General features: G+C 40.2%; 15 protein-coding genes. 14 read left to right on the top strand and 1 reads right to left on the bottom strand.

The window, feature by feature from the left end; translation table 11 throughout:
- Nucleotides 1-172: 172 nt before the first annotated feature.
- Together ACR5KR_RS32400 and ACR5KR_RS32405 are read left to right on the top strand one after the other, a co-directional pair.
- A complete protein-coding gene (locus ACR5KR_RS32400; protein ID WP_445629294.1) occupies nt 173-643 on the top strand; it encodes a DNA phosphorothioation-associated protein 4 in 471 nt (156 codons plus the stop codon).
- A 32-nt stretch (nt 644-675) separates the two neighbouring features.
- Nucleotides 676-1,617: an HNH endonuclease gene (locus ACR5KR_RS32405; protein WP_445629295.1), complete on the top strand. Its 942-nt coding sequence runs from the start codon at nt 676-678 to the stop codon at nt 1,615-1,617.
- Here the strand turns inward: ACR5KR_RS32405 and ACR5KR_RS32410 are convergent, their stop codons facing one another.
- On the bottom strand, nt 1,618-3,216 hold the full coding sequence (locus ACR5KR_RS32410; protein WP_445629296.1) for a DGQHR domain-containing protein: 1,599 nt from the start codon (nt 3,214-3,216) through the stop codon (nt 1,618-1,620).
- A gap of 218 nt (nt 3,217-3,434) precedes the next feature.
- On the opposite strand from ACR5KR_RS32410, the gene dndC reads away from it, so the two are divergent.
- From dndC to ACR5KR_RS32470, 12 genes are all read left to right on the top strand, one after another.
- Nucleotides 3,435-5,144 carry a DNA phosphorothioation system sulfurtransferase DndC gene (gene dndC, locus ACR5KR_RS32415; protein WP_448269389.1) on the top strand — a complete coding sequence of 570 codons (1,710 nt, stop codon included), beginning with the start codon at nt 3,435-3,437 and terminating at the stop codon, nt 5,142-5,144.
- A gap of 80 nt (nt 5,145-5,224) precedes the next feature.
- Nucleotides 5,225-5,845, top strand: a complete 621-nt coding sequence (locus tag ACR5KR_RS32420; protein ID WP_445629298.1) for a Uma2 family endonuclease — start codon at nt 5,225-5,227, stop codon at nt 5,843-5,845.
- 193 nt (nt 5,846-6,038) lie between these two features.
- On the top strand, nt 6,039-8,024 hold the full coding sequence (gene dndD, locus ACR5KR_RS32425) for a DNA sulfur modification protein DndD (protein WP_448269392.1): 1,986 nt from the start codon (nt 6,039-6,041) through the stop codon (nt 8,022-8,024).
- Nucleotides 8,025-8,113: 89 nt separating this feature from the next.
- Nucleotides 8,114-8,365 (top strand): hypothetical protein, encoded by a 252-nt coding sequence (locus ACR5KR_RS32430; RefSeq protein ID WP_448269393.1) that lies wholly within the window; start codon nt 8,114-8,116, stop codon nt 8,363-8,365.
- Entirely contained in the window at nt 8,362-8,709 is a 348-nt protein-coding gene (locus ACR5KR_RS32435; RefSeq protein WP_448269395.1) for a type II toxin-antitoxin system PemK/MazF family toxin, read from the top strand. The genes ACR5KR_RS32430 and ACR5KR_RS32435 overlap by 4 nt, the downstream gene beginning before the upstream one ends.
- 30 nt (nt 8,710-8,739) lie before the next feature.
- The gene (dndE, locus tag ACR5KR_RS32440; RefSeq protein ID WP_448269397.1) at nt 8,740-9,126 is read left to right on the top strand and encodes a DNA sulfur modification protein DndE; all 387 of its coding nucleotides are present in this window, start codon (nt 8,740-8,742) and stop codon (nt 9,124-9,126) included.
- Nucleotides 9,127-9,177: 51 nt separating this feature from the next.
- The gene (locus tag ACR5KR_RS32445) at nt 9,178-10,635 is read left to right on the top strand and encodes a DNA phosphorothioation-associated putative methyltransferase (protein ID WP_448269399.1); all 1,458 of its coding nucleotides are present in this window, start codon (nt 9,178-9,180) and stop codon (nt 10,633-10,635) included.
- A gap of 143 nt (nt 10,636-10,778) precedes the next feature.
- On the top strand, nt 10,779-12,080 hold the full coding sequence (locus tag ACR5KR_RS32450; RefSeq protein WP_445629304.1) for an AmpG family muropeptide MFS transporter: 1,302 nt from the start codon (nt 10,779-10,781) through the stop codon (nt 12,078-12,080).
- Nucleotides 12,065-12,487 carry an ABC transporter permease gene (locus ACR5KR_RS32455; protein WP_445629305.1) on the top strand — a complete coding sequence of 141 codons (423 nt, stop codon included), beginning with the start codon at nt 12,065-12,067 and terminating at the stop codon, nt 12,485-12,487. Before ACR5KR_RS32450 ends, ACR5KR_RS32455 begins: the two co-directional genes overlap by 16 nt.
- A 223-nt stretch (nt 12,488-12,710) precedes the next feature.
- Complete coding sequence (locus ACR5KR_RS32460) at nt 12,711-12,899, top strand: hypothetical protein (RefSeq protein WP_322710173.1); 189 nt, start codon at nt 12,711-12,713, stop codon at nt 12,897-12,899.
- Nucleotides 12,900-12,930: 31 nt separating this feature from the next.
- Complete coding sequence (locus ACR5KR_RS32465; RefSeq protein WP_445629306.1) at nt 12,931-13,464, top strand: GNAT family N-acetyltransferase; 534 nt, start codon at nt 12,931-12,933, stop codon at nt 13,462-13,464.
- Nucleotides 13,465-13,650: 186 nt separating this feature from the next.
- A complete protein-coding gene (locus ACR5KR_RS32470) occupies nt 13,651-14,409 on the top strand; it encodes a HEAT repeat domain-containing protein (protein WP_448269400.1) in 759 nt (252 codons plus the stop codon).
- Nucleotides 14,410-14,423: the final 14 nt, after the last annotated feature.

Below are 14,423 nucleotides of genomic sequence, written 5' to 3' on the forward strand. Positions count from 1 at the left end.
AATTGCGTAAACGTAGCTATCGCCTACATACTATCATCAAATCATACCTTAGCAATTGCGAAACGTAGCGATCGCCCACATACTATCATCAAATCATACCTTGGCAATTGCATAACCGTAGGCATAGCTTTTCGCTGTCGGTTAAGATGGCAAAAATATAAATATTAATATCATGGCTGCAAATAGAATCAGGGTTGCTAAAGATAAGGCTGAGTTGATGAAATCTCTAGTAGCATCAAAAGACACAACTGGGCCTTTTCAAACTTATGTAGAAGTAATGGTGTTTGCAGCAGCTTTAGGCGTTAAATATAAAAAGCGCGTTCCTTTGGGAGAAACTACAAAAAGAGAACCATCTCCAATTCCACAAGAAAATTTTGCTTCATTAGGATATGACCTAATTATTAAATTATTAGGAATTACTGAAACTAAAGATATTAATATCCTCTCATCTAGAGAAGAACAAGATGAAGATAAACGCACTCAAATATTTGAAGAATATGCTAATGGAGGATTAGAAATTTTACAAAATGAGTTGCGAGGTTCTGTTGACTACTCAGAGCGACTCCTATTAGTTTTGATTTCTGAAAGAGGAACAAAAGAACTATTAGAAGAAGAATTTGACCTGAGTAAATTCTTAAATTGATTATTTATGCTTGGTTAATTAAGTTATTAAATATGAAAGATACAGCATATTATTGTCAACGTTTTGCTAAATTAAATGTGAGTAATAGCCGGAAACGTGGAAATGCTCAATATAAACCAATCTTACTTTTATCAGTAATTGATTTGATGGCACGGGGTATCATTACTACGAATGAAATTCCCGTTTCCGACGAATTAATTCAAACATTTGAGAGCTATTGGAATGTAATCGGTTCTTTATCTTATAAAGGTGGCTTACACTATCCTTTCTTCCATTTGCAAAATGAGGGCTTTTGGTACTTAAGATTTAAGCCTGAATTTAATGGTTTACAGCCAAAAACAATTAACAAACTAAAAGAGGCTGTTGAATACGCATATCTAGACAATGAATTATTTAACTTTTTGCAAGATGAATTTTCCCGGAAAGAATTAATTGACGCACTTGTGGCAGCTTTTTTTTCTGATAATGAAAATGATATAGAAGCTATTTTACAAATAAATCAAGCTTTTCAAGATGACCCAGTAGAGATAGAAAAATTAATTGAAACAGGAAATTTAGAGGGTAATCCCAGATGGAGGTGGAAACGAGCAGTTATTAGAAATGCTTTCTTCAGGACAGCAATTATACATATTTATGATTACAGATGTGCCTTTTGTGGACTCAAAGTAACTAAAAAAGTAAATCAAAATATTGTAGATGGCGCACACATCAAGCCATTTTCAAAGTTTTATGATAGCAAAATTAATAATGGAATTGCTCTTTGTAAAAACCATCATTGGGCATTTGATAGGGGTTGGTTTGCTGTAGATGAGCAATACAAAATCATAGTTAGTAATGATTTGGTAGAAATATCTCCCCATGCTAAACCTATGAAAGATTTTCATGGTGAAACAATACTTCTACCAAATACAGAGCAACACTTTCCAGAACTGGAAGCGTTGCAATGGCATCGCCAAAATATATTTCAAGCATAATTATAAAATAGGTGGAAGTCCTACCGCTTTCGGTTCAACAAGCTTGCCATCAAAACTTATAGTTTTATCTTCCACAGTCCTAGCATCTGCTAAAGCCTTACGAAGTTCTGCACGTTCCATCTGTTCCTGAATTCCACCCAGGATGTAAACCAATAACTTCGCCGCCAAATCTCGCCCAGCAACCTGCACGCGCTTTTTATTTGGGTCATATAAAACCCCATACCAAAGAGATTGGGGATATTCCATACCACTAAAGCCGCCTTGCTGGTCAAACTTCCGCAGCTTCTTAAAAATATCTGCTAGAGAAAAACCTTTTTTAAATACCAAAATTCCCAAAGCTTGTGCTAATGCAACTTGAGCAACCGGACGGAAAAGCATATTTCCTTCACCTCCATCCTTCTCAAAGCTGAACCGCCGTAAAGCTGGTGTATCTTCGTGTTCTAAAATTTTATAACTGGAAAGACTAGCCAAATTATCAAATAGCTTGCTAAATTCCTCAATCCCCTGCTCAAGTTCTTCATCCTCTGGACGCATCGGAATTAGACCTTTCTCCAAGGGTTTCCAGTGGGGGAACTTTTGAGCCAAATATCGCTCAGACATATCTTGCAGAGCTTGCAAAGTCGTCAAAACTGTAGAATTGGAAGCTACTGTTGCACTATTCCAATTAACACGAGGTTTGCGTTCTTGTTGCTGTTCTAATAGTGGATGTGTAACTGCAATTTTTCTAGCAACGATCGCAAAACCATCATCTTCATTCAACTGTGTTAGCTGCCCTTTAGTCAACGGTGCAGCCATCAGATTGACATGAACAAAAATCGATCTTACCCTCCGCCTCGCCTGGGTGCGAGTTTCCCCAGCCGCTACCGCACAGATGAACTCAATACCAATTTTTTCCTTGGGTAAATTTTGCAAGTAAGCAAGGTCTACTTGGTATTTTTCTATTAAATCATTGACTGTAATAAAACTGTCATCAGCACCTTTATCTTTTTTATAGCGCTGGAGTTTACGAGTTTTGATTAACTCCATCAACCCCTGAACGCCCATCAGTCGATGTTGTCCATCTAGTGCATAAATGGTGACATCATCCTCAGAAATATTTAGCAGACCTACTTTACCGTCTTTATCTAGAGGTATAAAATCAGTCGTAGACTTTGTGGCGCGTCCTTTACTATCCCACTCAGCAGCTTTGGGATTATCCACCCACGGTTGATTAATCACCACCAACACCGGCGGAAACTTATGATTGTCTCTAGCCGCTAAATACTGGACTAGCGGTGCTTGACGTGACCAATCAAGGGGACGCTGCTGAATTTCGTCAATACTATCTGCGTCAATCTCGACATTATCAGTTTCAGGATTATACTTTTTCTGAAACAGAGGTAAGCCAGAGGCGAAGTGAACCCGACCTGCGAACCATTCTAATGTAACAGAGCTAACATAAGCCTCAGTACCACCCATCTCGGTTTTTTGAACGAGAATCTGATCTTTTTTCCCTAAAAACTTCTCTAGGAGTAAAGCTAGTACCTGCTTTTCCTTGTTTTCTCGTTCCAGGTATTCTCTAGCGATGTCGGCAGTTGGGTCGGATGCACTGTCTTTCATGTTAAATTTTAAAAACAGAATAAGATTATGTCGTTTAATTATCCAAAAAATTGGATATTAGTAGTAAAGTTTTTAAAAACTTTTCTTCAACCCACGTAGGCGGTCACTGAGCTTGTCGAAGTGTGGGTTTTGTATTTCGACTCCGCTCAACACAAGTCTGTATAGCCGCGAATTCTATTCGCCGAGATATTACGCCAGGTTTCCAGAGAGAAGGATAAATGACTACAGCACAACAAGCAGAAAACACAGCGAAAAATGCGGTCTTGGGGTCTCCCCAAGAGGAGCAATTTTTCAAGACAGGTCAGCAAAAACGTACTGTAGCAGAGTTAGTGGACTACATCCAAGCTCTCACCATTGAAATTCAAGAATTGTATTGTTTAGATCAGATACCTTGGGTAGTAGGCTATTCCGGTGGTAAAGATAGTACTGCCACTTTACAGCTTATCTGGAATGCGATCGCAACACTACCAGTTGAAAAACGAAAAAAGACTATTCATGTTATTACAACTGACACATTAGTAGAAAATCCTGTAGTCTCTGTCTGGGTACGCAAATCTTTAGAAAGGATGAAGCTTGTTGCTCAAGAACAGAAAATGCCCATTGAACCCCATTTATTACACCCAGAAATCAAAGAGACATTCTGGGTAAGCTTGATTGGTAAAGGTTATCCAACACCACGAGGAAAATTTCGTTGGTGTACAGACCGTCTAAAAATTCATCCTTCTAACCACTTTATCCGTGATGTGATTAGAGTAAATGGGGAAGTTATTCTTGTTTTAGGTACGCGTAAGGCTGAAAGTATCAAGCGTGCTATCTCAATGGAAAAACATCAAGCAGGTAGCCTAAAAGACCGCCTCGTTTCTGATACAAGTTCACCGACATCTCTGCTTTACCATAGTGCAAGCTTGCCTAATTCTTTAATTTATAGCCCTATCGAAGATTGGCGTACTGATGAAGTTTGGATTTATCTAAATCAGTGGCAAAACCCTTGGGGGTATAGCAACAAAGACTTATTTACTATGTATAGAGGTGCTACAGCAGATAATGAATGTCCTTTAGTTGTTGATACTTCCACTGCTAGCTGTGGTGATTCTCGATTTGGCTGTTGGGTTTGCACAATTGTTAGTAAGGATAAATCAATGGAGGCAATGATTCAAAATGATGAAGAAAAAGAATGGATGCAGCCTCTATTGGATATTCGCAATGAATTAGATAATAGAGATGACCGCGATAAAAGAGACTTCCGTCGCATCTGGGGAGAAGTCCAACTTTTTGAACGTCATGTCGATGGTGAAACTTCTATTGAACCAATTCATGGCCCTTATACCAAATATTGGCGAGAACATTGGCTAAGACGATTATTAGAAGCGCAAACAAAAACCCGTCGTACAGCGCCAGAAAATATGCGCGATATCACCCTAATTACTCTAGAAGAAATGAGTGAAATTCGCCGTATTTGGCTAGAAGAAAAACACGAATTTGATGACAGCTTACCCCGGATTTATCAAGAAATGACTGGCGAAAAATTTCAAGACCCCCGTCCTGGCGCTGACTATAGCCTACTAGGTCGTGATGAATGGATAGTATTAGAAGAAATCTGTGAAGGTGACGCGATGCATTTAGAACTCATGGCGAAATTGTTAGACACAGAACGCCAGTATCGCAAAAAAACTCGTCGCGTGGGAATATACGATACTTTAGAAAAATGCTTTAATACGAGTTCCCGTTCTCCAGAAGACGCGATTAAAAATGCTCGTTTGAAACGCGAATTAAGCGAAGCAGTTAGTCAAGGTGATGTTGCAAAAGTCAAGCAGATGACTTTGGGCGATGTTGCAGCAATCAATGAAGTAGATGAAGGTAAAAGTGAAAGTGATGAACAGGTAACTTGGGCAAGTATGAAATTTAAAAAGGAAAACTCAGAAGAATAGAATAAAAAAAGACGTGAGTCAACCAAACTACTTCAAGAACGCTTGACAAAATTTGATTATCTTAAAACAAGCTAGGTTCTATGATTCAAGCCATACACAAATTAGTAACTTTTGAAGATTTTGCAGCTTGGCGGCCTGAAGGTGGGAGATACGAATTACATGATGGCGTGATTGTTGAAATGGCTCAACCAGTGGGAGATCATGAGGATGTTGTTGGTTTTTTGGCACTAAATATATCTATCGAAATTGGGCGACAAAAACTTCCTTACTTCATTCCAAAAACTGTATTAGTCAAGCCATCTGAAAGTGACTCAGCTTATTCCCCAGACATCTTAATAATCAATCGACCAAATTTAGTAAATGAGCCTTTATGGAAAAAAGAATCAACTGTATCTCAAGCTACATCTATTCCATTAGTTATTGAAGTTGTTAGTACTAATTGGCGAGATGATTACTACAAAAAGTTAGCCGATTATGAAGCTATAGGCATTCCTGAATATTGGATTATCGATTACGCGGCTATAGGTGCTAGAAAGTTTATTGGCAATCCTAAACTGCCTACTGTATCCATTTATCAATTAATTGATGGTGAGTACCAAGTTACTCAATTTAAAGGCGATACCCATATTGTCTCGCCTACTTTCCCAGAATTAAATTTAACCGCCGAACAGATTTTTCAAGCTGGGGGTGTGCAAATCTAGGCACGCTTACCAACACCTAGACAGATGCGATCGCATTTCTTAATAGTTAGTGATAGTATTATCTATATTTAATAGACAATATTTTTTCTCAATGCGTCAGACAAAATCATCTAATTAATTTTATCTGATTCCTTTCATCACAAACTTTCTGCTTCTGCGATCGCTGTCGAACTCATGTTAATCTTAAATACTAATGATATTTCTTGAACTCGTATTACAAAACTTTGGCCCCTACAGTGGTAAACAAGTAATCAATCTTAACCCAAAAAGCGATGAAGAAAACTTGCGTCCAATTATCTTATTAGGTGGTATGAATGGCGGCGGAAAAACTACTCTTATGGATGCCATTCGTCTCGCCCTTTATGGCCCCCGCGCCCAATGTTCTACCCGTGGTAATTTAAGTTATAGCGATTTTCTTAACCAATGTGTTAACAATAAAATAGATCCAGTTGCAGACACCCGAATTGAATTACTTTTTGAACATATTGAAAACGATAAACCAATAAAATACCGGGTTGTGCGTAGTTGGACAAAAAATCCTAAAGACGGGAAAGATACATTAGGTATTTTAGGTGACAGTGATACTTGGCCTGATGCTTTAGTTAATATCTGGGATGAGTATATTGAAAATCTCCTACCATTAGGTATTTCTAACTTATTTCTCTTTGATGGTGAACAGGTTAAAGAACTCGCAGAACAGGAAACACCACCACCAGTTGTAGTAGATGCTATTCGCGGACTTTTAGGGTTAGAGTTAGCAGACCGTTTAGCAGTTGATTTAGATATTTTAGTTAACCGTAAACTTAAAGAAGTTGGTAATAGTAAGGATTTAGCAAACCTAGAGGAAATTGAAACTAGGTTAACCCAACAGCAAGAAGATTATCAAACTACAGAAGAAAAAGTAGAAATTCTCAAAAATCAGGTAGAAGAGTTAGAACAAAAGCAGCAAGAAGCCTTTGATAAATTTATTTCTGAAGGCGGGAAGATTGCAGCAGAACGCAATCAATTAGAACTACAGCAAAATACAAAAACTGCGGAAATTGAACAAGTACGTCAATTAATGTGTGAATTGGCGGCTGATGTTTTACCTCTGGCATTAATTCCCAATTTGCTTAATCAGGCGCAAACACAGGGAGAAAAAGAATTTCGCCATCAACAGGTACAAATTTCTAAGGATTTGTTACTTGAACGAGATCGGCGCTTACTCACTTGGCTAAATCAAGTAGAAATTTCTCCGATACAAGTTGAAAAAATTCAATCATTTTTAAGCCAAGATGTAGATAGTTTATATGCAAAGACTCTCCAGACGGAAGCATCTTGGTTATTAGCTGATGATGAAACTTTAAGTCAACTAGATAATTTTATATATCACTTACAAAATTCTAAATTTGCTGCAAAAGAGAAATTAGCTATTCTCAAAAATAAAGAAGAGGAAATTCATACTTTAGAAAGACAAGTGCAAACAGCAGCAGCACCAGAAGATTATACAAAGCTGCGTCAAGCACTAGAAGCGGCACAAAATCAAGTTGTTGAAGCTAAAGCAAATTACGAAACAATCCGCCGTCGTTTAGCTGAATTAGAAACTATTATTGCCAAGTCCAAGAGAGAATTAAGTGATTACACTGTAGAAAATATTAAGCATAAAAATAGCGAACATATTATTACCTCAGCAGCGAAAGTTCAAAACACACTCAAGATTTTTCGGGAAAAATTAACTCTGCGAAAACTCAATAAATTAGAGGAAGAAGTTAAAAACTGCTTCCTTTATCTCCTCCATAAATCAGACTTAGTGCATCGAATAACTATTGATACTAAGACTTTTAGCCTTTTGCTTTATGATTTAAATGGTAAACCAGTCCCTAAACATCGTTTATCAGCAGGTGAAAAACAATTACTTGCGATCGCCTTCCTTTGGGGTTTAGCCAAAGTCTCTGGACACCGCCTACCTGTAGCAATCGATACGCCACTAGGTAGATTAGACTCCTCTCACCGCAGTAACTTAGTTGAACGTTACTTTCCATCCGCCAGCCATCAAGTAATTTTATTGTCTACCGATACTGAGATTGGCAAGAAAGAAGTAGAAACACTGCGAGAAAACGAAGCGATCGCCCGCGAATATCTCCTCAAATATGACTCCACTACCCGCCAAACAACTATCCAACCAGGATATTTTTGGTAGTAAATATTGTTAAAAAATTGAGCGATCGCAATTTTTTGAAGCCTATATCTTTACAATATACCTAATGAGCTTTGGAAAAAAGATCAATTATGAACTCACCACATTTAATAAAAATAGAGTATGATTTACGTGTTTTGTCATTAGAAGAATTAGAATGGCTATTAGAACGGATCGAAAAAGAAGTACAAGAAAGAAAGCAAATATCAAATAAATTTACTGATGTTAAATATATTAATGAACAACTAGCTGCAATGGTTAGTGATTTAGATATACAGGCAGAAGTTTCCTCTATAAATAATGAATTTAGTATTACAGAAATGGATGGTTTAGAAAAGCTGTGAGCATCGAGAGAGGACAAATTTATTTTGTCAATCTTAATCCAGTGCTGGGTCGAGAGCAGGCAGGAACAAGACCAGTTTTAGTTTTATCTATAGACGCTATAAATCAATTACCTTTGGTTGTAACTGTAGTTGTCGGTACGAAGGGAACAAATATTAAGCGTGATTATCCAACTAATATACGAGTCTCTGTAAGCGAAAGTGGATTGCTTATAGAAACAGTGTTTTTATGTTTTCAAATTCGTTCTTTAGATCCAAATCGCTTTCCTGCCGATCCATCTGGCAAGATTTCTGACTCCAAAATGCTTGAAGTTGAAACTGCGGTTCGCTACTGTTTGGGTTTATGAGCGAAAATTATCTCAATTTTTAGGAAGATTATGGAATCACCAATAGAACGTATTCGTCTCTCCCAAACAGCCAAAGACCAACTTACCAAACTTAAACGCAGCACCAAAATCGACCAATGGAATATTCTATGCCGTTGGGCGTTTTGTCGTTCCCTCGCAGAAGCAACCGCACCCTCTCCTGTCCCAATTCCCCAGGATAGCAACGTCGAAATGACTTGGCGCGTCTTTGGCGGCGAAATGTCCGATATTCTCCTCCTCGCACTCAAGCAACGCTGTCACAACGATGGTTATCCCACCGATAAAGAAACCCTCGCCACCCAATTCCGCTTACATTTGCATCGGGGTATTGGCTATTTAGCAGGCGATCTAAATATCAAGAAAATTGAAGATTTAATTGAACTGGCGGTTAAAAATTGAAAGGATATTAGTTGACTGTTAACTATTCACTGTTAACTGACAAATAATATTATGCCTGAAGCGCTAGAAATTGAGCGTCATAGAGCTGCGATCGCTCGCACTGACATCTCTCGCCCCGTGCGATTGGCAATAGAATGGGCAATCCTGAACCCAGACACCACTTTTTTTGACTACGGTTGCGGCTACGGTGGTGATGTTCAGCGAGTAAAAAGCTTAGGCTACACCAGCACAGGCTGGGACCCTTACTACTATCCTGATGTCCCACGCACCTTTGCCGATGTGGTCAACTTGGGTTATGTCCTCAACGTCATTGAAGACTCAGAAGAACGCCGTCAAAGCTTGATCCAAGCCTGGGAACTCACCGGGAAAGTTTTAATTGTCGCGGCTCAAATCCTAATCGACGCTCCCAGCAAAAACCAACTTGCTTACAATGATGGCATTGTGACGCGCCGCAATACTTTTCAGAAATATTACGAACAAGAAGAACTCAAAACTTATATTGATGAAGTTTTAAATGTAGATGCAGTACCGATCGCACTAGGCGTTTACTTTGTTTTTCGGGATGAAGCTGAAAAAGAAAGTTACAAAGCTATCCGCTTTTTTTCTACCACCTCTACACCGCGAGTCCGCATTCCCACCAAGCGGTTTGAAGACTATCAAGAACAGCTGCAACCCTTGATGGCTTTTTTTACCAAGCGCGGTAGACTACCTGTGAAAGGCGAATTAGAAAATGAACAAGAATTACTGAGCGAATTTGGTAACTTTCGCCGTGCCTTCGGTGTAGTTTTACAAGCTACCGATGAAGCTGAATGGGATGCGATCGCTTATCGTCGTTCTCTCGATATCCAAGTTTATCTCGCGCTGACCCACTTCGATCGACGCCCTGCATGGCAAAAGCTAGCCCCAGAAATGCGTCACGATATCAAAGCCTTTTTTAGTAGCTATGAGGAAGCGTGCCTTGTAGCCGATCAAAAGCTTTTCAGCTTGGGTAAACCTGGGGTGATTCAAACTGCTTGCGAAAAAAGCAAAATTGGTAAACATACGCGCGGTGCGCTTTACGTCCATATTTCGGCACTTGCAGCACTTGACCCAGTACTACGAATTTGTGAAGGTTGCGCTAGCCGTACCATTGGGCGTGTCGATGAAGCCACATTAATTAAATATCACACTGATAAGCCGCAAATATCCTATCTGTCTTACCCCCAATTCGACACCGATCCGCATCCGGCATTAAAAGCCAGCATTGGTATTGATTTAAAAACCCTCTCCATAACTCATCGAGACTATGAAACTAGGGCAAATCCGCCGATTTTGCATCGAAAGGAAACATTTGTGATCGGCAACTACCCACGTTACGAAGAATTTGCTAAACTCACCCAACAAGAACAGGAATTAGGATTGCTCAAGGACAAAAGCGACATCGGCACTCGTGAAGGTTGGAAAAAATGCCTAGCTGCCCACAGAGTCGAAATCAGAGGGCATCAGGTTTATTCGATTAAGGAAAATTAAGGAATAATTACTATGTTAGAGCATTGCTGATATGTATCTTAAATAAAGAAAATCTTAGCAGGTTTGTGTGCTTACACGAAATTAGACAGCAGCTATGGCAAGATAACTGCAATTCAATTAAATAAAAAGGAATCTTCAAGATTGTGCAAGTAAATAAATCGCTGCTACGAATTTTTGGCAGCCAGAAGATGGGAGCTTTGTTATTTCTTGGCTTCTCATCAGGGTTGCCGTTATATTTAACCAGTCAGACATTACAAGCCTGGTTGACCAAAGAAGGGATTAGCTTGGCAGCGATCGCCGCTTTTAGTTTAGTAAAGCTGCCCTATTCTTTAAAATTTCTCTGGTCGCCTTTACTAGATAGATTTGTACCGCCTTTTTTGGGGCGACGTAAAGGTTGGTTGGTAATTACACAAGTAGCATTACTGCTAGGTATAGCTGTAATGGGACTACAACACCCATCCCAAGGGCTACAACCTTTAATAATTGCTGCTGTGGCCGTTGCCTTTTTTAGCGCCAGCCAAGACATTTTAGTTGATGCTTACCGCACTGATGTAGTGGAAGTAGAAGAAAGAGGTGCTGGAGCATCTATTTACTTATTGGGTTATCGCATTGCCATTCTCGTAACCGGTTATGTCACTCTATTTTTGGCAGATAGGATGCCTTGGCAAGCTGTTTACTTGTTGATGTCGCTGTTGATGCTCGTGGGCTTAGTAAGTTCTATTTTTGCACCAGAACCAGTCCTACGCGATCGCCCACCTCAGACTTTATCCGCCGCCGTCAAATTACCTTTCATTGAATTTTTCCAGCGTCATGGCTGGCTACAAGCACTTTTAATCTTGGTATTCATTGTGATTTACAAGTTGGGGGATTCTTTGCTAAAGAATGTATCTACCCCATTTTTGTTAGATAAAGGTTTACATTTTACTCAAACCGACATTGCATTTCCTGGTGCGTTGGGAATTTTCGCCACCATTGTTGGCACCTTGGCAGCAGGAGCAATAATGACCAAAATTGGTGTTAATCGTTCGCTGTGGATATTCGCCATATTGCAAGCTGTCGGGAACTTGGCTTTCTTTGCGTTAGCAGTAGTAGGTAAAAACTTCTATCTAATGTTAGCTGCCGTTAATATAGAACAATTTTGTGCTGGTTTAGAAACTGCTGCTTTTGTAGCATTTTTGATGAGTCTTTGTAACCAAAGCTTTTCAGCTACACAGTACGCCTTACTTTCGAGTTTGCAGGCTTTTAGTAGAGATATTCTTACGGCTCCAGCAGGTACATGGGCACAAACCACCGGCTGGTCTACATTCTTTCTACTGACAGCAATAGCTGCTTTGCCGGGATTATTATTATTGCCATTCTTTGCCCCTTGGAATTCAAAGCCAGTGGTAGTATTATCCAGACCAGGACTTGACGACGAAGAAGAGGATATATGGGGAATCAAGTAGTTATTGCTGTCGGCACATTTATTCTCTTACTGACTGGTTTATTACTTGGCTATGTTCTCTCGCAGTTAGTTCTAGGATTTTTAGCATTTAACCTGTTAACTTTTTTTGGAACACTCAGCCTAATTTTAATTTTTGGTACGCTTTATTACGTTTTATTTTGGCAATTGCGAAGAGAACAATCCCGACCGTCAACTCCATCAACCATCAATCAAGGGATACCAACCCAGGTAGACGATGGTGGATCTGATAGCTATCTCAAAAACAGGCTAATTGCTAAATTATCTGGTGACACTGCAGCAGCCGAACGGTTAATTGCACAGGCAAAAGAGACTTATCCTGGGATGCCGGAGAATTGGTATTGCGAAAGAGTACTTGATGACTTGGAAAGCGATCGCCAGAGGGAGTAGGGGAGCAGCACTTCGACTACGCTCAGTGACCGGGGAGCAGAGGAGCAGGGGAGCAGGGGAGAAATCAATTCAAAATTCACGCATTCAAACATTTTAGAACTTCTGCCTCCTCTTTCCCAATGCCCAATTCCCATGCACAGAAAATTGCTAAAATAAATCAAGAATACTTCACAAATCTTCAGCTAGGTTCTCATAAAAGTTCCTAGCTTCTTGCAATTAAAATATGGCTATTTTTCGTCAATACATCGCTCCACTGCTTGTAGTACTAGTATTTGTTTTTGCTCTAGTGGCAGTCAGCGCCCGAATATTTTTACCGTCCGATATGGCAGCACCCGCACCAATTGAAGAGGTGGGAGTAAGTTCTCAACCTACTCCAACTGATTTACCTCCAGCAGCACATAACGCGAGCTAGCTAAGTCAATAAATATCAGTAAATATCAGTAGTGTCTGAGGAACTATTACCTGGATATATTATTCGCCGTGGCTCCCTTTTGGAGCGATCGCTGCTGCTCAAATTCATGCAGCGAACTTACCAGGATCTCTTTCCCAACGAGGATTTTTCCCACTTAGAGCAAACAGTTAAGCAATACTTTTCTAGCGATACGCCCTTGTGGTGGGTAGAAGACGAGGGGGAGCAGGGGAGCAATAAAGAATCTCTCTCCTCTGCCTCTCTGCCCCTCTGCCCCTCTGCCCCCCATCCCCCTATAGCCTGCCTCTGGGTTGGCAATGCCATAGATCAAGTACATGGGAACCGTCATGCTCACATCTTTATCCTCTACGTTGTGCCAGAACATCGGCGGCGGGGTATTGGTACAGCCTTGATGCGATATGTGGAAAATTGGGCTATTCAAAGAGGCGATCGCCAGATTGGACTGCAAGTATTTCAATCAAACAAACCCGCATTGAATCTTTACAATCAGTTAGGTTATCAAACCCAATCCCTATGGATGGTAAAATTCCTGAGTGCAGAAAAATAAACTCAAGGATAGCGATAATATACTGTAGCGTCTGAGTTATGGAGGTTCTCGTTTGGATAAAACTCAACGAGAAAGAAGGATAAATGTATAAAAACCCAACTAATATATATAAATATAAAGATAAAGCTTTAACTTCTTGGCGCGGGGGATTATGTGTCGATCCCTTTTCGGGATTGAAATCAAATTATGTATGACGAAGACGATCTAAGCCTACTCGATATTGAGGAGGAGCTAGAAAGCCCCTTAGATAAAATAGAGCCGCTAACTGCCGAATCAGCTGTGGCAAAGCCCGATCCAGAAGTGATGCTAGCCTTGCTGGAAAATCCCCAGCCCCAGCAAAGAATGTTAGCGGCACGCGCTTTTTGTGATATAGAAGATGCGCGTGCTACCCCCCATCTGATTCGCCTGTTAACAGATACCTGTCCCTTAGTCCGAGTAAGTGCAGCTTATGGCATCGGACGCAATCCCAGTTTAGAAGCAGTGAGTCCGTTAATTGCTCAACTAAACAGTGATTGGAATGGCTATGTACGTAAAGGTGTAGTTTGGGCTTTAGGAAACTGTCACGATCGCCGTTCTTTAGCACCTTTAGCAAATGCCCTCAGAACCGACATTTCCGCAGTGCGTTTGTGGGCTGCTAGTGCCTTAGCACAGATGGCAGAAGTGGGTTATGAAGCAGTGATAGGGGCAATACCACCATTAATTGAAGCCTTAGTCCAAGATCCCGTGGCAGCAGTGCGGAGTAATAGTGCTTGGGCAATTGGTCAACTGTGCCGCGAATTACCTTCTAATGTAGTTTATGCCACAGCGATCGATGCCCTAATTCAAGCCTTTGCCGAAGACGAAGATTTGGGAGTCCGAGAAGACGCTAAAGCCTCACTTTTAGGAGTGGGCGATCCCCGTGGCTTGCAGCTAATTGAAACCTTAGAACAAGAAGGGTGGTTTTGATTTGAGAATGGAGA

Source organism: Nostoc sp. DSM 114159 (assembly GCF_053470285.1).